This is a genomic window from Corynebacterium nuruki S6-4 (genome assembly GCF_007970465.1).
Lineage (GTDB): Bacteria > Actinomycetota > Actinomycetes > Mycobacteriales > Mycobacteriaceae > Corynebacterium > Corynebacterium nuruki.
In genome coordinates this window covers 2593560-2618686 of the sequence record NZ_CP042429.1, presented here as the reverse complement: position 1 = coordinate 2618686, position 25127 = coordinate 2593560, and the positions used below count along the sequence as shown (strand labels likewise).

The 25127-nt window shown below is 71.0% G+C and carries 20 protein-coding genes; 9 read left to right on the top strand and 11 right to left on the bottom strand.

Going from position 1 to position 25127, the window contains the following annotated elements:
- The first annotated feature begins 26 nt into the window (after window positions 1–26).
- From FSW06_RS11670 to FSW06_RS11660, 3 genes are read left to right on the top strand one after another with little or no spacing between them, the layout of a single operon-like run.
- A complete protein-coding gene (locus FSW06_RS11670) occupies window positions 27–1487 on the top strand; it encodes an MCP four helix bundle domain-containing protein (RefSeq protein WP_010120298.1) in 1461 nt (486 codons plus the stop codon).
- Window positions 1487–2611, top strand: a complete 1125-nt coding sequence (locus FSW06_RS11665) for a glutamate ABC transporter substrate-binding protein (RefSeq protein ID WP_010120299.1) — start codon at window positions 1487–1489, stop codon at window positions 2609–2611. Before FSW06_RS11670 ends, FSW06_RS11665 begins: the two co-directional genes overlap by 1 nt.
- On the top strand, window positions 2608–5001 hold the full coding sequence (locus FSW06_RS11660) for a serine/threonine protein kinase (RefSeq protein WP_010120300.1): 2394 nt from the start codon (window positions 2608–2610) through the stop codon (window positions 4999–5001). Before FSW06_RS11665 ends, FSW06_RS11660 begins: the two co-directional genes overlap by 4 nt.
- Before the next feature lie 8 nt (window positions 5002–5009).
- Here the strand turns inward: FSW06_RS11660 and FSW06_RS11655 are convergent, their stop codons facing one another.
- Window positions 5010–6350: an aminotransferase class I/II-fold pyridoxal phosphate-dependent enzyme gene (locus tag FSW06_RS11655; protein WP_010120301.1), complete on the bottom strand. Its 1341-nt coding sequence runs from the start codon at window positions 6348–6350 to the stop codon at window positions 5010–5012.
- A 40-nt stretch (window positions 6351–6390) separates the two neighbouring features.
- Here FSW06_RS11655 and FSW06_RS11650 point away from each other — a divergent pair, with 40 nt between their 5' ends.
- Window positions 6391–7161 carry a YggS family pyridoxal phosphate-dependent enzyme gene (locus FSW06_RS11650; RefSeq protein WP_010120302.1) on the top strand — a complete coding sequence of 257 codons (771 nt, stop codon included), beginning with the start codon at window positions 6391–6393 and terminating at the stop codon, window positions 7159–7161.
- The gene (locus tag FSW06_RS11645) at window positions 7154–7624 is read left to right on the top strand and encodes a PAS domain S-box protein (RefSeq protein WP_010120304.1); all 471 of its coding nucleotides are present in this window, start codon (window positions 7154–7156) and stop codon (window positions 7622–7624) included. The genes FSW06_RS11650 and FSW06_RS11645 overlap by 8 nt, the downstream gene beginning before the upstream one ends.
- 2 nt (window positions 7625–7626) lie before the next feature.
- Here the strand turns inward: FSW06_RS11645 and FSW06_RS11640 are convergent, their stop codons facing one another.
- The 10 genes from FSW06_RS11640 to FSW06_RS15080 form a co-directional block, all read right to left on the bottom strand.
- On the bottom strand, window positions 7627–8838 hold the full coding sequence (locus FSW06_RS11640; RefSeq protein ID WP_010120306.1) for an acetate kinase: 1212 nt from the start codon (window positions 8836–8838) through the stop codon (window positions 7627–7629).
- 22 nt (window positions 8839–8860) lie between these two features.
- Window positions 8861–10303, bottom strand: a complete 1443-nt coding sequence (pta, locus tag FSW06_RS11635) for a phosphate acetyltransferase (protein ID WP_010120308.1) — start codon at window positions 10301–10303, stop codon at window positions 8861–8863.
- Window positions 10304–10468: 165 nt separating this feature from the next.
- On the bottom strand, window positions 10469–11146 hold the full coding sequence (locus tag FSW06_RS11630) for a sirohydrochlorin chelatase (RefSeq protein WP_010120310.1): 678 nt from the start codon (window positions 11144–11146) through the stop codon (window positions 10469–10471).
- Window positions 11147–11152: 6 nt separating this feature from the next.
- Window positions 11153–12439 carry a sulfate adenylyltransferase subunit 1 gene (locus FSW06_RS11625; protein WP_010120313.1) on the bottom strand — a complete coding sequence of 429 codons (1287 nt, stop codon included), beginning with the start codon at window positions 12437–12439 and terminating at the stop codon, window positions 11153–11155.
- Entirely contained in the window at window positions 12439–13374 is a 936-nt protein-coding gene (gene cysD, locus FSW06_RS11620; protein ID WP_029449452.1) for a sulfate adenylyltransferase subunit CysD, read from the bottom strand. Before cysD ends, FSW06_RS11625 begins: the two co-directional genes overlap by 1 nt.
- Window positions 13356–14180, bottom strand: coding sequence for a phosphoadenylyl-sulfate reductase (locus FSW06_RS11615; RefSeq protein WP_010120317.1), 825 nt, complete (start codon window positions 14178–14180; stop codon window positions 13356–13358). Before FSW06_RS11615 ends, cysD begins: the two co-directional genes overlap by 19 nt.
- 224 nt (window positions 14181–14404) lie before the next feature.
- Window positions 14405–16180, bottom strand: a complete 1776-nt coding sequence (locus FSW06_RS11610; protein WP_010120318.1) for an ABC transporter ATP-binding protein — start codon at window positions 16178–16180, stop codon at window positions 14405–14407.
- A complete protein-coding gene (locus tag FSW06_RS11605; RefSeq protein WP_010120320.1) occupies window positions 16177–17775 on the bottom strand; it encodes an ABC transporter transmembrane domain-containing protein in 1599 nt (532 codons plus the stop codon). The genes FSW06_RS11610 and FSW06_RS11605 overlap by 4 nt, the downstream gene beginning before the upstream one ends.
- Window positions 17776–17797: 22 nt before the next feature.
- The gene (locus FSW06_RS11600) at window positions 17798–17995 is read right to left on the bottom strand and encodes a hypothetical protein (protein ID WP_010120321.1); all 198 of its coding nucleotides are present in this window, start codon (window positions 17993–17995) and stop codon (window positions 17798–17800) included.
- Window positions 17992–21105, bottom strand: coding sequence for a nitrite/sulfite reductase (locus FSW06_RS15080; protein WP_029449454.1), 3114 nt, complete (start codon window positions 21103–21105; stop codon window positions 17992–17994). Before FSW06_RS15080 ends, FSW06_RS11600 begins: the two co-directional genes overlap by 4 nt.
- Before the next feature lie 259 nt (window positions 21106–21364).
- On the opposite strand from FSW06_RS15080, the gene FSW06_RS11585 reads away from it, so the two are divergent.
- From FSW06_RS11585 to FSW06_RS11570, 4 genes are all read left to right on the top strand, one after another.
- Window positions 21365–22789, top strand: a complete 1425-nt coding sequence (locus tag FSW06_RS11585; RefSeq protein ID WP_010120323.1) for an FAD-dependent oxidoreductase — start codon at window positions 21365–21367, stop codon at window positions 22787–22789.
- A 116-nt stretch (window positions 22790–22905) separates the two neighbouring features.
- Window positions 22906–23439: a GNAT family N-acetyltransferase gene (locus FSW06_RS11580; protein ID WP_010120324.1), complete on the top strand. Its 534-nt coding sequence runs from the start codon at window positions 22906–22908 to the stop codon at window positions 23437–23439.
- Window positions 23440–23457: 18 nt separating this feature from the next.
- A complete protein-coding gene (gene trhO / locus FSW06_RS11575; RefSeq protein WP_010120325.1) occupies window positions 23458–24375 on the top strand; it encodes an oxygen-dependent tRNA uridine(34) hydroxylase TrhO in 918 nt (305 codons plus the stop codon).
- The gene (locus FSW06_RS11570; RefSeq protein WP_029449455.1) at window positions 24372–25112 is read left to right on the top strand and encodes a RidA family protein; all 741 of its coding nucleotides are present in this window, start codon (window positions 24372–24374) and stop codon (window positions 25110–25112) included. The genes trhO and FSW06_RS11570 overlap by 4 nt, the downstream gene beginning before the upstream one ends.
- The last annotated feature ends 15 nt before the right edge of the window (window positions 25113–25127 follow it).

The following is a 25127-nucleotide window of genomic DNA, read 5'->3' as shown; positions in this document are numbered from 1 at the left end:
ACCGGATGCAGGGTAGACTGACCGACATGTCCGCCCCCGAAACTGTCGCGCCGACCAGCCCCGCCCCGGGTGATGCCGGTCACGGTGGTGCGGCCGGCGTCGGTGCCGTGAACGGCGGGGCCTCCCCCCGGCGGGACGCCGACCGGTGGATGGACGAGGACGCCCCGGACACCCGGGTGCGCCGGCTCCACATCTTCACCCCGCTGGTGGAGGCGCCCCGCCGTTTCCTGCGCTTCACCTCGGAGACACCGGGCCTGCTCACCGTGGTCTCGATCGTCCTCACCCTGGCGCTCCTCGCCGCGGGCGGCGCCATGGTGTGGTCCTCGTCGAGCCGGCAGTCCGACCTGAACACACTGGTCAACAAGACCGAGCCGGTGTCGTTCGCCTCCCAGGAGCTGTACAACTCGCTGTCCGTCGCCGACACGGTGGCCACCTCGGGCTTCCTCGACGACTCGTCGCGCACCGCCGACACCCGTCCGGAGTACCGGCAGGCGCTGGACACGGCGTCCCGGGCCGTCGTGCGCGCCGCCGCGGGGATCGACGAGCCCGGCAGCCGGCCGATGGCGCTCATCCTCGAGATCCAGGAGAAGCTGCCGCTGTACGTCAGCATGGTGACCGAGGCGGGCGCGAACAACCGGCAGGGCTATCCGTTGGGCGCCGCCTACATCACCCAGGCGTCCACCATGATGCAGAACGAGATCCTGCCCGCCGCGGCGGAGCTCTACGACATCACCAGTTCCGCGGTCACCGACCGGCAGTCGACGCTGACCAGACCGAGCTGGTTCGCCCTCTCCGGCCTCGTCGCCGCGGTGGTCCTGCTGGTCATCGCCCAGTTCTGGCTGTCCGCCTGGACGAACCGGCGGCTCAACCCCGGTTACCTGGCGGCGACCGTCCTCATGATCATCGCCCTGGCGTGGGCGGGTGCGTCGGCCCTGACCACCTGGAACGCCGGATCCCGTGGGGTGACCGGGGCGGCGCAGCCGCTGCAGACGCTCACGTCCCTGCGGATCAACGCCCAGCAGGCCCGCACCACCGAGATCCTCGGCCTGGTGCAGCGGGACGCGACGCAGGACAGTCAGACCAGCTTCTCGGAGCGGGTCGCCGCCGTCGACGGCGGGCTCGAACAGCTGCGCGGGGACCTCGCCGGGGACGCGGGGAACGCCGGCATCGACGAGGCCCGGGAGCAGCTCCGCGGCTGGGACAGTGCCCACGCGCAGATGGCCGCGATGCTGCGTCGCGGTGACTACTCCGGCGCGGTCGCCGCGACGCTCGGGGACAGCGGCCCGGCGAACGTCAGCCGCGCCTTCGACAACCTCGACGGCGACCTGCAGGACCTCATCGACCAGTCCCGCGGTGACCTGCGCGAGTTCCTGTCCGACAGCCGCGGGACCGCCCAGCGGACCACCGCCCTCGTCCTCGTCCTGTCCCTGCTGTCCATCGTCCTCGTCATCCAGGGCACCCGCCCCCGCCTCCAGGAGTACCTGTGATGGTCCGCCTGTGCTCCGCCGCCGCCCTCCTCGCCGCGGCCACCGTCTCCGCCCTGACACTGTCGTCCTGCGGCGGCGGCCCCGATCTCCAGGACTGGCCGGCGCCACCGGAGCCCACGCTCGGGCTCCCCGACGGTGCCGCACTCGGCAACACCGACCTCGACCCGCAGCCCGGTGACTCCGGCGGTGCGCCGTGGGGGTCACTGCGCCCCGACGACGCGACCGCCGACCAGCGGGTGCCCGACATCGTCGGACGGGGACGGCTCATCGTGGGTGTCTCCCAGTCGACGAACGGGCTGGGCTACCGCGACCCGGTCACCGGCGACATGGCCGGTTTCGAGGTCGACATCGCCCACGAGATCGCCCGCGACATCTTCGGCGACCCCGGCCGGGTCGACTTCCGGTACATCGAGGGCGGGGACCGGGAGTCCGCACTGCGTGACGGGGACGTGGACATCGTGGTCCGGACGATGACCGTGACCCGCGCGCGACAGGCGGGCGTCGAGTTCTCGACCCCGTACCTGCGGACCTCACCCCGGATACTCGTCCCCCGGGATTCGGGCGTCACCGGTGTCGACGACCTCGCCGACCGGACCGTCTGCGTCACCCGCGGCTCGACCAACGCCCAGGAGGTCTACGCCGACGTCCCCCACCGCCAGGTGCTGGCCACCCGGACCTGGCCGGACTGTCTCATGGCGATGCAGCGGGGCCAGGCGGACGCGACCTACTCCGATGCCGCCATCCTGTCGGGGCTGCAGGCGCAGGACCCGAACACCGAACTCGTCTCACCCCGGGGCACAGGAAGTACAGGAGGCACAGGCGGATCCGTCGACTACGCGGTCGCCACCGCCCCCGAGACCGTCCGGGACACCGCCCCCCTGGTCCGCCAGATCAACACCACCCTCGAGCGACTCCGCACGGACGGGACCTGGGACCGGTTGTACAGCCGGTGGCTCGCCCCCTATCTCGGCCCCGACACCCCGCCGGACGCCGTGTACCGCGACGACCGCGGTTCCGCCGACCTGGACCGGTACCGGCGTGAGGCTGCAGCATCCTCAGCACCTTCAGCACCTTCAGCACCTTCAGCACCTTCAGCTCCGACGACAGAGGCCCGCCCCCGATGAGTGACGACAACGAACCCACCACCGGACCCACGCCCGACCCCACGCCCGACCCCACCACCGGTTCAGACCCGGAGCCGGACCAGGCCACCGCGGCCACCTTCTTCGACCCCTTCGCCGACGACGACGAGGACGGGGACGACGACTGGGGTGACTGGGACGACAGCACCGCGGCCACCGGCCCCACCCCCGGCCCCACCCCGGAGGAGCTCGCGGAGGCGTCCAGCGAACGCAGCCGGCAGGAGGCATTGTCGACGTTCCGTCGCCGCCGCGGCACCTCCCGACGCGGCGCGGAGGTCGCCGGCGGCATGGTCCGCCTGCCGTTCATCCCGCCCACCGACCCGGAGGACGCGGTCATCGACCCGACGCCGGCGGTCGAGGCGGGGACGGAGGCCCCGACGCTCGCCCCCGGTGACATCGTCGCCGGCCAGTACGAGATCCGCGGTCCCATCGCCCACGGCGGGATGGGCTGGATCTACCTCGCCGTGGACCACAATGTCTCGGACCGGTGGGTGGTGCTCAAGGGCATGATGGCGGCGTCGACGATGCAGGACCGGGCGGTCGCCGAATCGGAGCGCGCCTTCCTCGCCGACATCACCCACCCCGGCATCGTCAAGATCTTCAACTTCATCGACGACAGCCGCAGTGCCGGCGGGTTCATCGTGATGGAGTACGTCGGCGGCCCCTCACTGCGCCACCGCCGCCGCCGGCAGCCGGACAACACCCTGCCGGTGGACACGGCCGTGGGCTACCTCCTCGAGGTCCTCCCGGCCCTCGACTACCTCCATTCCCGCGGGGTGGTCTACAACGACCTCAAGCCGGACAACATCATCATCACCGAGGACCAGGTCAAACTCATCGACCTCGGCGCCGTCTCCGGCATCGGCGCCTACGGCCACATCTTCGGGACGAAGGGGTTCCAGGCCCCCGAGATCGCCACCACCGGCCCCACCGTCGCCAGTGACATCTACACCGTGGGCCGCACCCTGGCGAGCCTCATCGTCCGGCTCCCGGTCACCGACGGCGTGTACGACGACGGACTGCCGTCCCCGGACGAGGAACCGCTGTTCCGCCGGTACCTCTCCCTCTACCGGCTGCTGCTGCGGGCCACCGACCCGGACCCGGAGAACCGGTTCTCCTCGGCGCGGACCATGGCCGACCAGCTCATCGGTGTGCTGCGGGAGGTCCTGGCCATCCGGGACGGCCGGCAGTTCCCCCACCTCGACACCCGCTTCACCGCACAGCGTTCCACCTTCGGCACCAACCACCTGCTGTTCCGCACCGACCAGTTGCTCGACGGCATCGAACGGTCGGTGGAGATCACCGCCCCGGAGGTCGTCGCCGCCCTGCCGATCCCGCTGACCGACCCGTCCGACCCGGGGGCGGCACTGCTCTCCGCCGCCAGTCTCACCGAACCGGGCGAGATCCTCGACACCCTCGAGGCCGCCCGCCGGCAGCCGGACATGGCGGCGTCCCGCGAGATCCCGCTGACCGTCGTCCGCGCCCAGCTCGACCTCGGCATGACCACCGAGGCGGAGGAGATGCTGCGGACCATGGCGGAGGACATGGGGCGCGACTGGCGCCACCAGTGGTTGTCCGGCATCTGCGCCCTGCTGACCGGTGACTTCGTCGGGGCGCAGGCCAACTTCAACACGGTGCTCAACATCCTGCCGGGTGAGCCGGCGCCGAAACTCGCGCTGGCCGCCACCGACGAGCTGCTGCTGCAGAGCCAGGGTGTGAACACGGTCGGCCTGCTCGACGCCGACGTCCGCCGCTCTGCACTGGCCCTGACGTACTCGCAGGGCGTCCCGCTCGATGACTCGGTCACCGTCCCCGGGTGGACGCACCTCTCCCAGGATCCGGTGGCACTGCGGTTCCACGCCATCCGGCTGTACGGCCTGGTGTGGGCGACGAACCCCACGACGGTCTCGTCGGCGTTCGGGATGTCCCGGCAACTGCAGGCGGAGGGGCTGGTGGACGCCGCCGTCGCCGTCCTCGACAAGGTGCCCGCGAACTCCCGGCACCACGAGACCGCACGGCTCACCACGGTGCTCATGCTCATCTCGGACGCCGGGAACCTCAGCGAGTCGCGGATCCGGCGCGCCGCCCGCCGGCTCGACCTGCTGCCCACGACCGAACCCCGGATCCCGCAGATGCGGATCGCCGTCCTCTCCGCGGCCCTCGACTGGCTGCGTTCCCACCCGGACGCCGGGGATGACGCGGAGGCCGGCAGTGCGGCCGGCCTGCTCTTCGACGTGGACTTCACGGAGCGGGGACTGCGCACCGGACTGGAGCGGGGGCTGCGGGAACTCGCCCACCAGGCGCCGTTCGCCCGGCACCGGCACCGGCTCGTCGACATGGCGAACCACATCCGGCCACGGACCTGGTTCTAGCCCTGGTTCTAGCCACCCGCCGCCGCGGCGATGTCGTCGGCGAGTGCGGACGCCGCGGCGGCGTCCAGATCATGGACCGTCACCCGCAGGTGCCCGGCGGCGGTGCCGGGGGTCAGGGCGAATTCGCCGCCGGGGCGCACGAGCCATCCGCGGTCGGCGAGCCGCCGGGCGACCGCCCGGGCGTCCCCGCCGGTGCGGACCCACACATTGAGCCCGTCACCGGCGGACGCGGTCACCCCACGCCCGGCGAGCAGCTGCACGAAGGCCCGGTTCTGCCGCGCGTAGTGCTCCCGGGCGGCGGACATCCGGGCCCGGACACCCGCGTCGGTGAGGAGCCCTGCGGCGGTCCGTTGCAGCAGATGACTGACCCAGGTCGTCCCGGGGCTCAGCCGGGCGCCGAGGCGTCCGGCGGTCCGGTCGTCACAGGCGACGACGGCGAGCCGGAGGTCCGGGCCGAGGAACTTGGAGACGGACCGGACCAGTGCCCAGCGCTGCTGCCCCGCCCCGATGACCGGACGGTAGGGCTGCGCGGAGAGCAGGGAGAAGTGGTCGTCCTCGATGACGAGCACCCAGGGGTGGTCCGCGAGGATCCGGCGGAGTTCGGCGGCGCGCGGCGCGGTGAGTGAGGCGCCGGTCGGATTGTGGGCCCGCGGGGTGCAGACGACCGCCCGCACCCCCGCCGCCAGTGCCGCGCGGAGCCCGGCCGGGGTCATCCCCTCGGCGTCCACCGGGACCGGGACGGTCCGGTAGCCGGCGAGGCGGACGGTGTTGACGCTGGTGAGGAAGCAGGGGTCCTCCAGGGCGACGGCATCGCCGCGGGACAGTTCCTGGGCGAGGAGCCGTTCGACCGCGTCCACCGCCCCGCCGGTGACATGCAGCGTGAACGGCCACGGCCGGTCGGCGGCGATCCACCGCTCGGCCACGTCCCGCAGGGCGGGGTCGACGGTGCCGGTGCCGTAGAGCACGGGCCCGTCGGTCGTACGGGCCGTCCCGGCGGCGACGTCGGCGACGGTGGCGGCGTCCGGCAGCCACCGGACGCCCGGGTTGCCGGAGGCGACGTCGGTGTACCGGGTGTCCCCGCTACCGCCCTCCTCGGCGACGGGCGTCGGGTCGGCGACCGAGGTCCCGCCCCGACCGCGGGTGACGGCGACGCCGACCGAGGTGAGGGTGCGGTAGGCGGAGACGACGGTGTTGCGGTGCACCCCGAGGTCCGCGGCCAGGGTCCGGACCGGTGGGAGCGCATCCCCGGGGGCGAGGATGCCGCGGTCCACCAGCTGCCGGATGCTCCCGGCGATCCCCTCGGCCGTCTGCCCGGTGATCCGGCCGGTCCCGGCGCTGTGTGTGGTCATCAGGGGCCCATGCTACCGCGCCCCGTGGTAGTTTTGACACATGCCAAATGTCACACAGGACTGGCCGACCGCCGACACCGCCGCGCAGATCGCCGCGAACGTCACGGCCGTGCGGGACCGGATCGCCGCGGCCACCCACCGGGTGGGCCGGGACCCGGCCGAGGTCCGCCTGCTGCCGGTGAGCAAGACCGTCCCCGAGGAGCGGCTGCGTGCCGCCGCCGCGGCCGGCCTGCACGAGCTCGGCGAGAACAAGGTGCAGGAGGCCGACCGCAAACAGGCCGCCCTGCGTGACCTCGGCATCCGGTGGTCCCTCATCGGCCACCTGCAGCGCAACAAGGCCCGCGAGGTCGCCGCCTTCGCCGCCGAGTTCCAGGCGCTCGACAGTCTGCGGATCGCCGCGACCCTCGACCGCCGGCTCGCGGCGGTCGACCGGACACTCCCCGTGTTCGTCCAGGTCAACACCTCCGCCGAACCCCAGAAGTACGGCATCGCACCGGAAGAACTGACGGACTTCCTCACTGCGCTGCGCCCGTACGACCGGCTCGAGGTCCGCGGCCTGATGACCCTCGCGGTCTTCTCCGCGGACGCCGACCGCGTGCGCCCCTGTTTCACCCTGCTGCGCACCCTGCGCGACCGCGTGCGGGAGACCGACCCCGACCTGCTCGGCCCCGGCGAACTCTCGATGGGCATGTCGGGGGACTTCGAGACCGCGGTCGAGGAGGGCGCGACCGTCGTCCGCGTCGGTCAGGCCATCTTCGGTGCACGACAGACCCCCGACAGCCACTACTGGCCAGGAGCATCCCATGACTGAGAAGAAGACCACCGCCGACCGCATCATCGCCGGCTCCACCCTCGACGCGGTCATCTACGCCGGCCGCGACGGACGGATCCGGCTGTGGAACGGTGCGGCGGAGACCATGTTCGGCTGGACCGCCGCGGAGGCGACGGGGCAGTCACTCGACCTCATCATCCCCGAAAAACTGCAGGGCCGGCACTGGGCGGGCTGGGACCGGGTCATGGAGACCGGCGTGACCCGCTACGGCACCGAGCCCCTCACCGCCCCCGGTCAGACGAAGGACGGGCGCCGGATCTCCCTGGAGTTCTCCATCGTCATGCTCAAGGAGGGCGACACCCCCGACGGCGCCGTCGAGGGGGTCGCCGCGGTGCTCCGCGACGTCACCGCCCGCTGGGAGAAGGACCGTGAACTGCGGCGCCGCCTGCGCGACCTCGAGGGTCGGGCAGACGGCGCGGGAGAGTCAGGCAGTGACGACTGACGTCACTCCTTCTCGGAGAGGGCCAGCGCGAACCGGGCGATGGCCAGCTCCTCGTTCGTCGGGACGACGAGCACCTTCACCGCGGAATCGTCGGTGGAGATGATCCGGGGTCCCTCGACGCCCGCCTCGTTGTTGTTGAGCGCGTCGTCGATACGGATCCCGAAGTTCTCCAGGTTCGCCATGCTGTCCCGGCGGATACCGACGTGGTTCTCACCGACACCGGCGGTGAAGGTGATCGCGTCGAGGCGGCCGAGCTCCAGCATGTAGGAGCCGACGTACTGGCGCAGCCGGTGGACGTAGATGTCGTAGGCGTCCTGGGCGTCCTGCTCGCCCTCGTTGATCAGCTCCTGCAGCAGCCGGAAGTCGTTGACCCCGCACAGCCCCTTCAGACCCGAACGACGGTTGAACAGCGTGTCGATCTCGTCGATGGTCATGTGCGCCTCACGGGTGAGGTGGAAGATCACCGACGGGTCGATGTCACCGGTACGGGTACCCATGACCAGACCGGCCAGCGGGGTGAGGCCCATCGAGGTGTCGATCGCCTTGCCGCCCTGGATGGCGGAGGCGGAGGCACCGTTGCCCAGGTGCAGGGTGATCTGGTTGACCTCGGCCGGATCCTTGCCGATGAGCCCCGGGACCAGCTCGGAGACGTACTTGTGGCTCGTGCCGTGCGCCCCGTAGCGGCGGATGTGGTACTGGTCGGCGACCTCGCGGTCCAGGGCGTAGCGGGACGCGGCCTCCGGGAGGGAGTGGAAGAAGGCGGTGTCGAAGACGGCGACCTGCGGCACGTCCGGCAGCAGCGACTGGGCGTTCTCGATCCCGTCCAGGTTGGCCGGGTTGTGCAGCGGCGCCAGCGGGATCAGCGAACCGATCTTCTCCTTGACGTCGTCGTCGATGAGCACCGGCTCGTTGAACAGCGATCCGCCCTGGACCACGCGGTGACCGACCGCGCAGATGTCCAGGTCCTGCGGGCCGACGCCCAGCAGGGACATCATGCCGAAGGCACGCTCCAGGCCCACCGAGTGGCTGAGGATCGGACGCCGGTCCTCGATCGTGTTGTTCTCGGTGATGATCTTGATGTGTCCGCGGCTCTCCCCGATCTGCTCGACGAGACCGGAGAGGAACGGCCCCTCCTGGGGGTCCTCCGCCAGGTCGAGGACCTGGAACTTGATGGAGGAGGAACCGGAGTTGAGGACGAGAACGTACTTGGTCATGTGCTGGCCTTTCGGTGGAAGGTTAGTTGCCGGCCTGGATGGCGGTGATGGCGACGGTGTTGACGATGTCGGGCACGGTGGCACCGCGTGACAGGTCGTTGACCGGCTTGTTGAGGCCCTGCAGGATCGGGCCCACGGCGAGCGCGTCGGCGGTGCGCTGGACGGCCTTGTAGGTGATGTTGCCGCAGTTGAGGTCCGGGAAGACGAAGACGGTGGCCTGACCCGCGACGGCGGACCCCGGCATCTTCTTCGCGCCGACCGACTCGACGACGGCCGCGTCGAACTGCAGCGGGCCGTCGATGCTGAGCCCCGGGGCGTTCTCCTGGGCGACGGTCACGGCCTCGGCGACGGCCTCGACGCCGGCCCCGGCCCCGGAGGACCCGGTGGAGTAGGACAGCATGGCGACCTTCGGGTCGATGCCGAACCGGGCGGCGGTCTTCGCGGAGACCACGGCGATCTCGGCGAGCTGGGCGGGCGTCGGGTCCGGGTTGACGGCGCAGTCGCCGAAGGCCCACAGCACGCCGTCCATCACCATGAGGAAGATCGAGGAGACGATCGAGGCCTCCGGGACCGTCTTGATGATCTGGAAACTCGGCTTGATGGTGTGCGCGGTGGTGTGCGCCGCACCGGAGACCATGCCGTCGGCCATGCCCTCGTGGATCATCATCGTGGCGTAGTAGCTGATGTCCTTCATCGTCTCGCGCGCCTCGTCCAGGGTGATGCCCTTGGCCTTGCGCAGCTCGGCGAAGTCCTCGGCGAAGCGCTCGAGGTCGTCGCCGACGGTCGGGTCGGTGAGGGTGGCGCCGGAGAGGTCGAGGCCGAGCTCCTTGCCGCGGGCGGCCATCGCGGCGGGTTCGCCGAGGATGGTGAGGTCGCAGACCTTCTTCTCCAGCAGCTGGTGGGCCGCCTGCAGGATGCGGTCGTCGTCACCCTCGGGCAGGACGATGTGCGCCTTCGCCGCGCGGGCCTGGATGAGCAGGTTGCGCTCGAAGACCTCCGGGCCGACCACCGGGGTGCCGGGTTCCGCGTCGTCGACCTTGTCGAGGTTGACGAACGGGACGGCGGTGCCCTCGGCGTCCAGCGCGGAGCCGGCCGGGGCCCCGTCGATCACGGCGATACCGCGGGGGGCGCGCCCGACCCGGACGAGCTGTCCTGAGACCTGCTGGAGCTGGAGGTGGTCCTGCTCACCGGCGGCGACGAGGAAGTGCGGAGCGCCGACGGCGGCGGCAAGACGCGAGTCGAACATCGGCTCGCCGGTGCCGATGAGCACGCCGTGCCCCTCGGGGGCGCAGCCGAATGCGATGTCGAGGGCCGCGCTGAAATCCGGGGCCGCGGGACGCAGGGTGTCGAAGATGTCGATGACGGTTCCGACGTCACCCGCCTCGCCTGTCGAGAGGGCACCGATGAGATCGCTGCGGCGACCTGCTGCGGTGGCGATCGGGCTGAGAACGGCGTTGGCTGTCACAAATGCTCCTTACGGGGACTGGGGACATCGTCGCAACTATTGTGCCCCCAAACACACGCGGTGACCAACGCCACAGTGGGACGGGGGTTGCGGAATCCCCCCACCTTGGACTTGGATGGTGGGCCGTACCACCGCAGTTCCCACGATGTGGGACACAGTGGCCGCTCAGCGAACGGGGGTGCCTGCGGCTCGGGCGGTCACCAGCGGGGCGACCGCCGTCCCCAGCGGGACGCCCGGCACCGCGGCGGTGCCCGTCAGTGCATCGACGGCGGCGTCCCACAACGTCCCCGGTGCGATGAACAACGGCTGCACCAGCGGTCGACGGTCCCCCACCGCGGCCCGCAGCCGCGCCGCCCCACCGCGGGGACCGGTCGCCACGAGATGCTGCCCGGGCAGCCCGGTCCGGGCCGCGACCCGCGCCGTCAGATCCGCGACCGCGGCATTGGCACGCGGATCCCCGGAACCGACGGAATAGAGGATGAATTCCGGGGCCCCGGCCCGGGCCGCGGCGTCCGCCACGGTGCCGGCGAGCACCCCGGCGAGATCGTCGCCGGTCCCGATCCCCCCTGCCAGGTGCAGCCGGACCCCGGTCTCCCGCTGCGCCGCGTCGATCGCGGCGGGGACGTCGTGGCGCAGGTGGAAGGCCCGGGTGAACAACAGCGGGACCACTGTCGCCGACCGCTCGCCGCGCGCGGCGAGGAGGTGGCTGACGGTGGTCAGTGTCAGCGGGGAGAAGTCGAGGTAGGCCGGGATCCCCCCGGCCGCCGCCGCGACGGCGGCGACGGCGGCGTCCGCCCGCGGGTGCCGTGACCCGTGCGCCAGGCAGATCAGGGCGTCCGCCACCGGCTGCTACCCCTCGACCAGACCGGCGGTCAGCGTGTCGCCCGACCCCGGCTGGATCAGCAGGAAGGAACCGACCCGGCCGCCACGGCGGTAGGGCTCGAACGGCAGTGGCTCAGCCACCGTGATCCGCACCTCGGCGATGTCGTTGAGCTGCAGGGTCCGGTCATCGCCGCGGTCCTCGTTCTCGCCGCCGAGAATGTCGACGCGGCGGACGATCTCGTCGACCCGTCCCCGGACCAGCGAGGTGCCGTAGCGCAGCAGTACGTTGCCGCGGACCCGCACCGGGGTCTCGGCGAGCTGGAACACCAGCGCGGTGACCTGGTTCGACAGGGCCGGCACCGCGTCGCCCTCGACGGCCTCGGCGAGGAGGTCGCCACGGGAGATGTCGATGTCGTCGGCCAGGCGCAGGGTCACGGACTCGCCGCGCTCCGCACTCTCCTGCGGACCACCGGGGCCGTCGATACCGACGACGGTGGTGGTGCGACCGTCGGCGCCGCCGACGCTGACCGTGTCACCGACCGTGACGGACCCGGAGGTCAGTCGGCCGGCGTAACCGCGGTAGTCGGTGGCGTGGTCCCGGATGACGACCTGCACCGGGAACCGGAGGCCGCGGACCTTGCCCGCGTTGATGCGGGCGGGCTGGGCGGTCTCGAGGATCTCGAGGACCGAGGGGCCGTCGTACCAGGGCGTGTTCTCCGAGCGGGTGACGACGTTGTCGCCGAGCAGCGCGGAGGTCGGCACGACGTCGACCTTCGGCAGGTCCAGGTCGTCGGCGAGTGCCCGCACGTCGGCCTCGATGCGGGAGAAGACCTCCTGCGAGAAGTCGACGGCGTCGATCTTGTTCACCGCGACGATGACGTGCGAGGTGCGCATCATGCCGGCGACGGTGAGGTGGCGCTTCGTCTGCTCGATCACGCCGTTGCGGGCGTCGATGAGGACGATGACCAGCTCCGAGGTGGACAGTCCGGTGACGGTGTTCCGGGTGTACTGCACGTGGCCGGGGCAGTCCGCGAGGATGAAGGACCGGCGGTCGGTCGCGAAGTAGCGGTAGGCCACGTCGATGGTGATGCCCTGCTCCCGCTCGGCGCGCAGGCCGTCGACCAGCAGGGAGAGGTCCGGGTTGGCCAGGCCCTTGGCGGCGGAGACGCGCTCGACGGCCTCGAACTGGTCGGCGAGGATGGACTTCGTGTCGTGGAGGAGGCGTCCGACGAAGGTGGACTTGCCGTCGTCGACGGAGCCGGCGGTGCAGAGCCGGAGGGTCGGCAGCGCGGGGGCGGCGGTGGGGGCGGTCATCAGAAGTAGCCTTCCTTCTTGCGGTCCTCCATGGAGGACTCGGACAGCTTGTCGTCGGCGCGGGTGGCCCCGCGCTCGGTGGTGGTGGACAGGCGGATCTCCTCGATGACCTCGTCGATCGTGTGGGCCTCGGAGAGGACGGCGCCGGTGCAGGACATGTCGCCGACGGTGCGGTAGCGCACGGTGCGGGTCTCGACGGTCTCCTTGTCGGTCGGGCCGCCCCAGTCACCGGCGGTCAGCCACATGCCGCCGCGGTTGAAGACCTCCCGCTCGTGGGCGTAGTAGATCTCGGGGATCTCGACGTCGCGGGCCTTGAGGTACTCCCAGACGTCCGCCTCGGTCCAGTTCGAGATCGGGAAGACGCGGATGTTCTCACCGGCCTGGTGGCCGCCGTTGTAGAGGCCCCACAGTTCCGGACGCTGCCGGCGCGGGTTCCAGCCGCCGAAGGAGTCCCGCACGGAGAACACGCGCTCCTTGGCGCGGGCCTTCTCCTCGTCGCGGCGGGCGCCGCCCAGCACCGCGTCGTAGCCGCGGTCCTGGATCGTCTCGACGAGCGGCACGGTCTGCAGCGGGTTGCGGGTGCCGTCCGGACGCTCCTGGATGGCGCCGGAGTCGATCCAGTCCTGGACGTGGGCGACGTGCAGGCTGATGCGCGGGTCCTGGGCGATCCGGTCGCGGAACGCGATGACCTCGGGGAAGTTGTGGCCGGTGTCGACGTGCAGCAGTTCGAAGGGCACGGCGGCCGGGGCGAAGGCCCGCTTGGCCAGTTCGAGGACGACGACCGAGTCCTTGCCGGAGGAGAACAGCAGGGCGGGGCGGTCGAACTGGCCGGCGACCTCGCGGAGGATCTCGATGGCCTCGGCCTCGAGCTCGGCGAGGTGGGGGGTGAGTCGGGTCTGTTCAGAGGTAGCAGTAGTCACAGGTGAAGTCCGCATTCTGTGTTGGAGGAGCCGGCCCAGCGGCCGGACCTGGGGTCCTCGCCGGGGGCGACGGGCAGTGTGCAGGTGGCGCACCCGATGGACGGGTAGCCCTGCCTGGTCAGGGGGTGGATGATGAGGTCGTGGGCCTCGATGTAGTCCTCGACGTCCTGGTCGGTCCACTGGACGATCGGATTGATCTTCAGTCGGCCGGTCCGGTCGACGTCGAGGATGGGCGTGTTCTTCCGCAGCTCGCTGTCGACGCGCTTGACCCCGGAGATCCAGGCCTCGTAGGGGTTGAGCATCCGGGCGAGCGGCTCGACCTTGCGCATCCGGCAGCAGGCCGTCGGATTGTCCCGGTAGAGGTCCGGGCCGTAGGTCGCCGTCTGTTCCTCGACGGTGAGCACCGGTTCGACGGTGCGCAGCGGCAGCGTGTACCGCTCGTCGACCTCGCGGGCGACGTCCATGGTCTCGTCGAAGTGGTAGCCGGTGTCGAGGAACACCAGTTCCGCGTCGTGGACCCGGCCCTGCGCCAGTTCGGCGAGGACCGTGTCCTGCATGGACATCGTCACCGCGATGGTCCCGGTGAGGTGGTCGTTGACCCAGGCCATGATCTCTTCGGCGGTGCGGCCTTCGAGACGGTCGTTCCATTCGTCGACCAGCGCCCGGTGGGCGGCGGTCTGCTCGGGGCTGAGATGGGTGGTCGTGGTCGGCGCTCCGGAGGGACTGACCTCCGGGTCCCGGTAGCCCGTGCGGGGCACTGCGGCGGCGCCGACGAGTCCGGTGGCCGCGGCGAAGCCGCCGAGGGATCCCGTGTCCGTCATACCTGTCGCTCTTCTCCTTGGTCCGGTGGACCGGTACCGCACGTCCGCCGCGGCCGTCAACCACGGCGCGTGCAGACCGGTCAGTCTAGGTGATGCCGACCAACACTAGACCACTCGGTCCACCGCAAGCAACAGGGACTTTCCGTACCCCTACAGGATCAATTTGTATATACAGGTCACGGTGAATAAAACTTCCAGACCGAGGGGTCTGTCTGTCGCTGCCGTCACCTGCCCTGCGACCACACCGCCCACAGCTCGGCATAGCGCCCGCCGGACGCCACCAGGTCGTCGTGGGTCCCCCGCTCCACGATGCGTCCGTCCGCCATGACGAGGATCTCGTCGGCCTGCCGCGCCTGATCCAGCCGGTGGGCGACGGTCAGTGCCGTGCGACCCACGGTGAGCCGACGGGCGGCGTCCTCCAGCGCCCGGGCCCCGGCGGACCCCGCCTCCGCCGTCGCCTCGTCGAGCACGACGACCTTCGGGTCCCGCAGCAGGACCCGCGCCAGCGCGAGCTGCTGGGCCACCACCGGATCCGGGACCACCCCACGGCTGCCGACCTCCGTGTCCAACCCGTCCGGCAGCGTCGCCAGCCAGCCGTCCGCGCCGACGGCCGCGAGCGCCTCCCGCAGCTGTCCGTCGCCCGCGTCCGGCGCCGCCAGGGTGAGGTCGTCACGCAGCGTCCCGGAGAACACGTGCACCTCCTGGGAGACCAGCGCGAGCCGCGTCGCCCGCTCGGCGTCCGACAGGGTCGTCACCGGCACCCCGTCCACCGTCACCGTGCCCTCGGTCGGTTCCCGCAGCCCCGCCAGCAGGGTGGCCACCGTCGTCTTGCCGGCCCCCGACGCCCCCACCAGCGCCACCGTCGCCCCCGGCGCGATGCGGAAACTCACGTCGGTGACCGCCCAGGTGTCCGGCGAGTCCGCCCCGTAGCGGAACCCCACCCCGTCGAGGACGACCTCGCCGCGGGGCTCCGGCGCCCCGGCGTCCGGGACCGGACGCGGCGGATCGACCGTCACGCCGATGATGCGCGCCAGTGAGGCGTAGCCGGACTGGGCGGCGTCCAGCACCCGCATGACCTGCTGCAGCGGCCCCCGGACGCGGATGATCATGAGGGCGGCGCCGGTCACCGCACCGACCCCGAGCACCCCGTGGTCGACGAGGAGGAATCCGAGCACCAGTGTCGCGGTGATCATCACGAACTCGGCGATGAGCATGCGGTTGAGCAGCCGGACCATGACCCGGTTCGCGCCGACCGCGTTGGTGACCACCGACCAGGACGCCGCGCCGATGCGCCGGTGCATGTCGTGCTCCGTCCGGAAGGCCCGCACCGTGGCCCGCCCGTGGATCGCCTCGAGGACCCGGCGCGCCCGCAGCCCCATCGACGCCCGCTCGGCGGCGAACAGTTCCGGGGCACGGCGCAGGTAGGACCGCGCGGCGAACCAGTACACCGGCGACACGAGCAGGATCACCGCGAGGAACCGCCAGTCGACGGTGACCAGGCCGATCCCGGTCGCCGCGATGACGAACACCGCCCCGGAGAGCACCGGCAGCACCTCCATCACCGCGGAGGACGTCTGCGCGACATCGTCGGTGGACCGGCTGACGACGTCGCCCGTGCCGGCGTCCTCCACCCGGTGCATGGGCAGCCCGAGCGCGGTGCCGACCATCTCCTCGCGGAGGTTGGCGATGAGCCGTTCGGACAGTCGGGCCAGCAGGAAGTAGCCGGCCCCGTCGGTGACGCCCGCCCCGACCGCGGCGGCGACCATGAGTCCCGCGGTGCGCCACAGGTCCCCGTCCGTCCCGGAGGTGGCGATGTCGACGATGCGCCCCATCAGCCGGGGCACCGAGACGGTGCACCATGCGCCGGTACCGAGCAGCACCGCCGCGAGCAGCGCCTGCCACCACGCCCCGGGGACGCCGCGCAGCTGGCGGACGATGTCCCGCCGGGCCTGCGACCAGGTCGCCAGCGGGAATGCGTGTGCCTGTTCTGCCGCAGTCATGCGACCACCCCCGCCAGGTCCGCAGCGTCCCAGCGGGTGTCGGCGACGACCCGCCAGGCGGGTGCCTCGGAGATGACGATCAGCCGGTGCCCGGACCCGGCGTAGCGGTCCGCCACCCGCCCCGCGATCTCCTGTTCGGTGACGGAGTCCACCGCGGTGGTGGGGTCGGTGAGCACCAGCAGTTCCGGGTCGGCGGCGAGCGCCCGGGCGAGGGCGACGCGCTGCCGCTGTCCGCCGGAGAGACGGCGGCCGCCCTCTCCCACCGACCGGTCGGGACCGCCGGGGATGTCGGCGCAGTCCGCGACCTCGAGTGCCTCGGCGGCGACCGCCGGAACGGGGTGGACGTTGTCGCGCAGCGGCCCGTCGAAGAGGTCGGCGGCGTGCGGGGCGACGATGACGCGGTGCCGGGGCAGCCGGCGCAGTGCCCCGGTCACGGTCTCCGCCGCGGCCAGGTCGCGGACGACGGTGATCCCGGTGGGGACCGCGGCGAGCAGGGCGTCCGTCGTCGCCGTGTCCGCCTCGACCGGCTCGGCGTACGGGGCGGTCAGCACGCCGACCACCCGGCGTCCGGACGCCGCGGACATGGCGACCCGGGTGGCGAAGTTGCGGCCCAGCATCGTCATCGGGTGGACGACGTACTGGGACAGTCCGACGACGGTGATGAGTTCACCGACGCTGAGACCGTCGTGCAGGGCCAGCCAGCCGGCGGCGACGCCGACCGCCACGACATAGACCGCGCCGATCGACTGGGTGGTGGCGGTGAGCCGGGCCTCGGCGGCGTTCGCGGCGACGGTCGCCCGGTAGGCCCGCTCGGAGAAGCCGCGGTACCGGTCCCGCATGGTGGCGACCACGCCGAGTCCTTTGATGATGCGCAGCCCCTGCACGGCGTCGGTGGCGGCCGCCGCGGTCCGGGCGAGGGCCTGCTGGCGCTGCCCGGCCCGGTGGCGCAGCGGGCGGGCGGCCCGCACCGACAGCAGGACCACGGCCGGGGCGCCGAGGAGGACGGCCAGCCCCAGCCGCCAGTCGATGGTGAGCACGACGGCGGCGACGTAGAGGATGGAGCCGAGTTCGGCGACCGGGAAGACGGTCATGACGATGATCTCGGACGCCTTGTTGGCGTCCGTGCTGGCGATCGACAGCAGCCCGCCGGCGGTGCGCTCGGCCCCCGGCCCGCCGATACCGCGGGGATCCTGGATCCGGTCGGTCACGGCTGTCCGCAGGTCATGGCTGACCTGCTGGAGGATCATCTCCAGGTACCGGCGCCCCAGCCAGACGGACACACCGTTGAGCAGGAACAGCAGGGCGAGGACGCCGACCCAGGTGACGAGGTGCGCCACGTTGCCCGTGGCGACCGCATCGTCGATGGCGCGGCCGACGACGACCGAGGTGGTGGCGTTGCAGATGAAGCCGAGCAGCATGCCGCCGGAGGCGAGGAACTGCCGGGGGCGCTGGCTGAAGGCGACCTTCAGCAGCCACCGGGGATCGTCCGGGGCGGGGAGCCGGGAGGAGCGGACCCGGAGCCTGCCGGAGGACAGTTCCCTGCCCTGCTGTGGTTTCTGCGCTGGTTCCTGCCGCTGATCCCGCCGTGACGCCATGAGGGACGAGGGTACCCTACGGCTACCCCAGGTCCCGGCTGAGCTGCCCGTGAAGTTTCACGGAGAATACCCGACGGCAGTCCCGGCACTCCCACGCGTTGTCGGTCTCCGTGTCCGGCCAGAGATTCTCCGAGGCGCAGTACGGGCAGTGCATCACGGTGGCTCTCCTGGGGTTCGGGTGCGCGGACTTCCCGCCGATCGACTCGTTGGCGCCGCTCACTGCAGCTGCTCCTCGGGCGCCCTCAGGACCCAGTCGCGGAACTGCTCGTCGGCACCGTTGCGGTTGGCCTTGTAGTTCTCCACGACCCGGACGACGTAGTCGTCCAGTCCGGCGGAGGTGACCTTGTGGCCGCGCAGCTTCTTGCCCCAGTCGGGGTGCATGCCCAGCGCACCACCGAGGTGCACCTGGAAGCCCTCGACGCGCTGCCCGTTCTCGTCGGTGACGATCTGCCCCTTCAGGCCGATGTCGGCGACCTGGGTGCGGGCGCACGAGTTCGGGCAGCCGTTGAGACTGATCTTCAGCGGCACGTCGAGGTCACCGAGCCGGGCCTCGAGCTGGTCGGCGAGGCTGATCGCACGCTGCTTGGTGGTGACCAGGGCGAGCTTGCAGAACTCCAGACCGGTGCAGGAGATGATGTCGCGGCGGAAGCTGGACGGCCTGGCGGACAGTCCCTCCTTCTCCAGGTCAGCCGTGAGCACGTCGACGTCGTCGCCCTCGATGTCGAGGAAGATCAGTTCCTTGTCCGGGGTGGTGCGGATGTTGTGCACGCCGTGGGCCTCGGCGAGGTCCGCCAGCCGCTGGAGCTGGTCACCCTCGGTGTGCCCGACGGTGGGCTTGACCCCGACGTAGAACTTCCCGTCCTTCTGCTCGTGGACGCCGACGTGGTCGCGGTAGCCGGGCCAGACCTCCGGCTCGGGGCCGTCGGTGAGCTTGTACCCGACGTAGTCCTCCTCGAGGATGCGGCGGAACTTCTCCACACCCCAGTCGGCGACGAGGAACTTCAGCCGGGCACGGTTACGCAGCTTGCGGTAGCCGTAGTCGCGGAAGATCCGCACCACCCCGGCCCACACCTCGGGGATCTCGTCGCGGGAGACCCACACGCCGAGCCGCTGGGCGAACATCGGGTTGGTCGACAGTCCGCCGCCGACCCACACGTCGAAACCGGGTCCCTTCTCCGGGTGCTCGGACCCGATGAAGGACAGGTCCTGGATCTCGTGGGTGACGTCCTGGCGGCGGTTGCCGGAGATCGCGGTCTTGAACTTGCGCGGCAGGTTCGAGAACTCGTCGCGGATCAGCCAGTTGTCGGTGATCTCGCGGATCGCCGGGGTGGCGTCGATGATCTCGTCCTTCGAGACACCGGCGACCGGCGAACCGAGGATGACGCGCGGCACGTCGCCGCAGCCGAAGAAGGTGTCCAGCCCGACGGTGGCGAGCCGGTCCCAGATCTCCGGGACGTCCTCGATGCGGATCCAGTGCAGCTGGATGTTCTGCCGGTCGGTGAAGTCGGCGCTGCCGCGGGCGAACTCGCTGGAGATCCCGCCGATGACACGCAGCTGCTCCGGGGTGACCTGGCCGCCGTCGAGACGGATGCGCATCATGAAGTAGCGGTCCTGCAGTTCGGCGTTGGTGAGGTTGCCGGTCTGCTCGCCGTCCATGTCCTGGCGACGCTGGGTGTACATGCCGATCCACTTGAACCGGGGGGCGAGGTCCTCGGCCGGGATCGAGTCGAAGCCCTGCTTCGAGTAGATGTTCCGGACGCGGTCGGCGACGGCGATGCCGGCGTCCTCCGCCTTGATGCGCTCATCGTAGTTGAGCGGTTCGGTGCCGTCGACGAGCCACTGGCCCTGCGGCTTCGGTGCCCGGCGGTCGTCCTTCTCCTCCTCGGTGAGGACCTTCGGGGCCGGCGGGGCGTCCGCGATCGCCTTCTCCAGCGCGGCGGTGGCCTTCTGGACGGCCTTGCCGGCCTTCAGTTCGTCCCAGCGGGCCTTACGGGCGGCGGCGAACAGGTCGGCGTTGCCCTCGTCGGCCTCGGCGGCGGCGTCCGCCCTGAGCGTCGCGGCGGCGAGCTCCTCCTTCGTCCGCTCGGCCTCGGCGAGAACCTCACGGGCGGCGGCGACGGCCGGGTCCTCGGCGGGGGCGGCAGCGGCTTCCTGCTCCTCCGACTCCCCGGGGGTGTCAGTTTCAGCGGCCTGCGGTGCGGCAGGTTCGGGAGCCGCGGTCACGGCAGCGGCGGTCGCGGGAGCCGCACCGTGCAGTGCCGCAGCGGCGGCGACCGCCTGTGCCGCCTGCTGTGCGGCCGCCCGGGCCGCGCGGGCAGCCTCGGCGAGCAGGGCGTTGTCCGGGTCAGCGGCAGCTGCCCGCTCCGAGGCGTCGGCGGCGACGGCCAGGACCGATGCACCGGAACTGACCAGCGCCAGCGTGTCCTGCAGCGGTGCGGCCGGTACAGCCGGGGCGGCGACCGGGGCGGCGGCTTCTGCGTCGTCCCCGGCGTCCGTGGCAGCGTCAGTGCCTTCAGTGCCTTCAGTGCCGTCAGTGGCTTCGGCACCGTCGGCATCGTCGTCGCCGGCGAGGGCCGCAGCGGTCCTGGCCTTCTTCAGCGCCCGGGTCGCCTTGCGCTGGGCGGCGCGGGCACGCCGGGCCACCGCCCCGAGCTTCTTGTCCGCCGGGTCCGACTCCGCGGCCGCCTCGGCCGATTCGACGGCGGCGGCGGCCTCCGCGAGGCGGTTCTCCGCCTCGGCGACGGTCAGCGGGCCGTTGTCGGCCGGCGCCGCTTCAACCGGGGTCTCCTCGGCCGGGGCTTCCTCCGCCGGGGCTTCCTCCGCCGGGGCCTCGGCGAGGGCCTTCTCCAGCGCGGCGGTGGCCTTCTGGACGGCCTTGCCGGCCTTCAGCTGGTCCCACCGGGCCTTGCGGGCGGCGGCGAACAGGTCGGAGTTGTCGGGATCCGCGTCGGCCGCGGCGTCCGCCCGGACCGTCGCCGCTGCGAGGGCCTCCTGCTCCTGCTCGGCACGGGCCAGTCCGGCACGCGCCGCCGCCACCGGGTCCTGCGCCTCAGCCGGCGCTTCGGCCGGTTCCTCAGTCGCAGCGTCCTGCAGCTCGGCGAGTGCGTCCTCCGCCTTCTTCAGGGCACGTTCGGCGCGGCGCCGGGCGTTGCGGGTGTCCCGGGCACGGTCGGCCAGCGCGGCATCGCCGGGGTCGGCTTTCGTCGCTGCCGCGGCGTCCCGGGCGGCGTCCACGGCCCGGTCCTTGGCCGCCGTCGCCTCACGCACGCCCTCCCGGGCGGCGTCCAACTGGTCAGACACCCGGGAAGGCGTCTCAGTCGCCGTCGTCATAGGTCCCCTTCTCTCGGTACAGACTGGTCAGTCTAGGGTTCGTCGGCGTCCCACACTAGACCGCTCGGTCCAGATACACAACGCAGGACGCCCTCAACCGCAACCTCCATGACTCACCTTGCACCGAACAGACAAAGCGGTCTACACTACCGGCAAGCCAACCCTGCCCGCATTCTTCCGCACGTCCCGCCCTCTTACCTGGAAAGTCAGGGCAGGCTAACATGGAAGTACTGTCACCAACGATTGGACCTACGTATTCATGTCTGACACCCGACCGCTGCGCGTCGCCGTCATCGGATCCGGCCCGGCCGGCATCTACGCCTCGGACGCCCTGATGAAGTCAGGGCAGGACGTCTCCATCGACCTCTACGAGCGGATGCCCGCCCCGTTCGGGCTCATCCGCTACGGCGTCGCCCCGGACCACCCCCGCATCAAGGGCATCATCAAGAGCCTCCACCGGGTCCTCGACAAGCCCCAGATCCGACTGCTCGGCAACGTCAACGTCGGTGAGGACATCACCCTCGACGACCTGAAGAAGCACTACGACGCCGTCATCTACGCCACCGGCGCCACCGACGACCGCGAGCTGAAGATCCCCGGCGGCGAGCACACCATCGGCGCCGGCAAGTTCGTCGGTTTCTACGACGCGAACCCGCACTTCTCCGAGTCCTGGGCACAGCCCGCCGAGGCCGTCGCCGTCATCGGTGTCGGCAATGTCGGCCTCGACATCGCGCGCATCCTGGCGAAGACCGGCGACGAACTGCTCGTCACCGAGATCCCGGACAACGTCTACGAGTCGCTGAAGAACAACCAGGCCCGCGACGTGCACGTCTTCGGACGCCGCGGACCGGCCCAGGCCAAGTTCACCCCCCTGGAGCTCAAGGAGCTCAACCACTCCGACACGATCGAAGTCGTCGTCAACCCGGAGGACATCGACTACGACGAGGCGTCCATGGAGGCCCGCCGCAACTCCAAGATCACCGACCAGGTGTGCACCATCCTGGAGAACTACGCGGTCGCCGACCCGAAGGACGCCCCGCACAAGCTCTACCTCCACTTCTTCGAGCAGCCGGTCGAGGTCAAGTCCGACAACGGCCAGGTGACCGCGCTGGTCACCGAGCGCACCGAGTACCAGGACGGCCGCGTGGTCGGCACCGGCCAGCTCACCGAATGGCCCGTCGGTGACGTCTACCGCGCAGTCGGCTACAAGTCCGACGAGCAGCCGGGCGTCCCGTGGGACGAGAAGGAACTGGTCATCCCCAACGTCGGTGGCCGCGTCCTCACCGAGGGGCCGACCGCCGACGGCATCGCCGGCGTGCCCGGCTCCGCCGACCCGGAGGCCGAACTGCGGGAGACCATCCCCGGGCTGTACACCACCGGCTGGGTGCGCCGCGGCCCCGTGGGCCTCATCGGCAACACCAAGGGGGACGCCAACCAGGCGGTCGCCAACCTCCTGGAGGACCAGGAGAACGGGATCGGTTTCCAGCCGGAGGCTCCGACCGAGGACGACGCCATCGAGCTGCTCCACGACCGGGGCATCGACTACACGACCTGGGAGGGCTGGTACAACCTCGACGCCCACGAGCGGTCGCTCGGTGAGCCCGAGGGTCGCGAGCGCAAGAAGGTGCGCTCCATCGACGAGATGGTGCACTACTCGTCCGGTGAGGCCCGCGTGAAGGCGTAGCCACCGCCCGGCACGCCACTTTCCTGAACGAAACAGTAGGTCAGGAGGGGTGACCGACGGAGGGAAATGTCAGTGTCCCGCCCCGGTCTCCCACCCCGGCGGGTTATCCTGGTCACATGACAGACGCCCCCGAGATCCACATCACCGGCAAGCAGCTGCTCGCCATGCAACCGGGACAGGTCCATGCCCTGTACAAGCTGCGCGTGGACATCTTCGTCAATGAACAGCAGACGACCTTCGCGGAGATCGACGATGCGGATGCCGACCCCGGCACCCATCACATCCTCGCCTACGTGCACCCCGGACACGCCCCCGACTTCCGCTGGGGCACCCCGGACCCGGGCTCCCCGCTCAAACTCGTCGGCACCGCCCGCGTCTTCGGCCCGCCCGAGGAACAGCAGATCGGCCGACTGTGCGTCCACCAGGACTTCCGCGGCTACGGCTTCGCCCGCCAGATCGTGGAGAACAGTCTCGAGGTCGCCCGCGGCCGTGCCGCAGCCCTCGACCCGACACTCCAGAAGGCCGTCGTGAAGATCGACGCCCAGGTCGCCACCGAGCCGTTCTACGCCTCCTACGGCTTCGAACCGGTCGGCGACGCGTTCACCGTGGAGGGCATCGAGCACCAGGAGATGCACCTCACCCTGGACTGAGGCCCTACACTCACCAGCGTGACTGAATCGCGGATCCTGCTCTACTACCGGTTCACCCCGGTCGCCGACCCGACGGCGGTGATGCTGTGGCAGCGCACCCTGTGCGCGTCACTCGGCCTCCGGGGCCGCATCATCATCAGCCGGCACGGCATCAACGGCACCGTCGGCGGCTCTCTGGCCGCCGTCAAGACCTACATCCGCCGGACCCGCGAGTACCCCGGCTTCCACGACATGGAGTTCAAGTGGTCGGCCGGTTCCGCCGACGACTTCCCGAAGCTCTCGGTGAAGGTCCGCGAGGAGATCGTCACCTTCGGCGCCGCCGACGACCTCGAGGTCGACAAGGACGGCGTGGTCGGTGGCGGCGTCCACCTCTCCCCCGCCGAGGTCAACGACCTCGTCGCGGCGCGCGGTGACGAGGTCGTCTTCTTCGACGGCCGGAACGCCATGGAGGCGCAGATCGGGCACTTCCGGAATGCCGTCGTCCCCGACGTCACCACCACCCGTGACTTCCTCGGGGAACTCGATTCCGGACGCTACGACGACCTCCGGGACCGCCCGGTGGTGACCTACTGCACCGGCGGCGTCCGGTGCGAGGTACTCAGCAAACTCATGGTGGACCGCGGATTCTCCGAGGTCTACCAGCTCGACGGCGGAATCGTCCGGTACGGGGAGCAGTTCGGCGACGACGGCCTGTGGGAGGGGTCGCTGTACGTGTTCGACCGGCGGATGCACCTGGAGTTCTCGCCGGACGCCGCCCGGCTCGGCCACTGCATCCGCTGCGGTACCCCGACGGACACGTTCCACAACTGCATCAACGGCGACTGCCGCGAGATGGTGCTGCTCTGCGACGACTGTGCGTCCTCCCCCGCCACCGCCCACTGCGGCCGAGACCGGTGCGCCACCGTGGCCGCAGGTTTCGTACCATCGGAGCCATGAGGAACCCCCGCACTGTCCGACATGCCGCTGCAGTGCTCGGAGCCGGAGCGCTCACGCTCGGCGCCACCGCCTGTTCCGTCGACGACACGGTGTTCAGCACCAGTTCCGACGGGGAATCCGAGTCACGTGCCGCGGCGGTGTCCGTCCCGCCGGATGCCGCCCAGTTCCGGTCCTCCGCCCTCGGCCCGGACCGGCTGAATCCGCGGCTGCCCGCGGACGATCCGATGGCCTATGTCGATCCGGCACTGCTCGGCCCGGACGGGAAGCTGCCGGAGGGGATGAGTGTCACCGAGGCCCAGGCGCTGCAGGTCCTCGACAAACTCGCCGACCAGTTGGAAAACAACAAATTCGGGCTCACCGACGTCGCCACGGTCCGCGCGTATCTCACCGCCGACGGCGACCGGACCGACTACGACGGCTGGAACCGCGCCTACCGGAGGTACTTCGCCAACATCGATCTGGAGACCGGTGGGTCGATGTTCACCGAGTCGGTGGAGCCGACAGCCTCGACGTCGGCGACTGCGCCTTCGGCTGCCGCGCGGCCGGCGGCGGCGACGACTGCAACGACTGAACCGTCGGCGTCCACGAGTGCCGGCCCCACGACGACATCGCAGGGGCCGTACCCGGTCCAGGACAACCGCACCCGACCGACCGTGACGTCGGTCGGCGTCGCCTCCCTGCCGACAGCGGGGTGGCTGGTCCAGGTCGAGGTCGAGGCCTTCCGCGGCGACGACTGACCTCCTGTTTTGTCG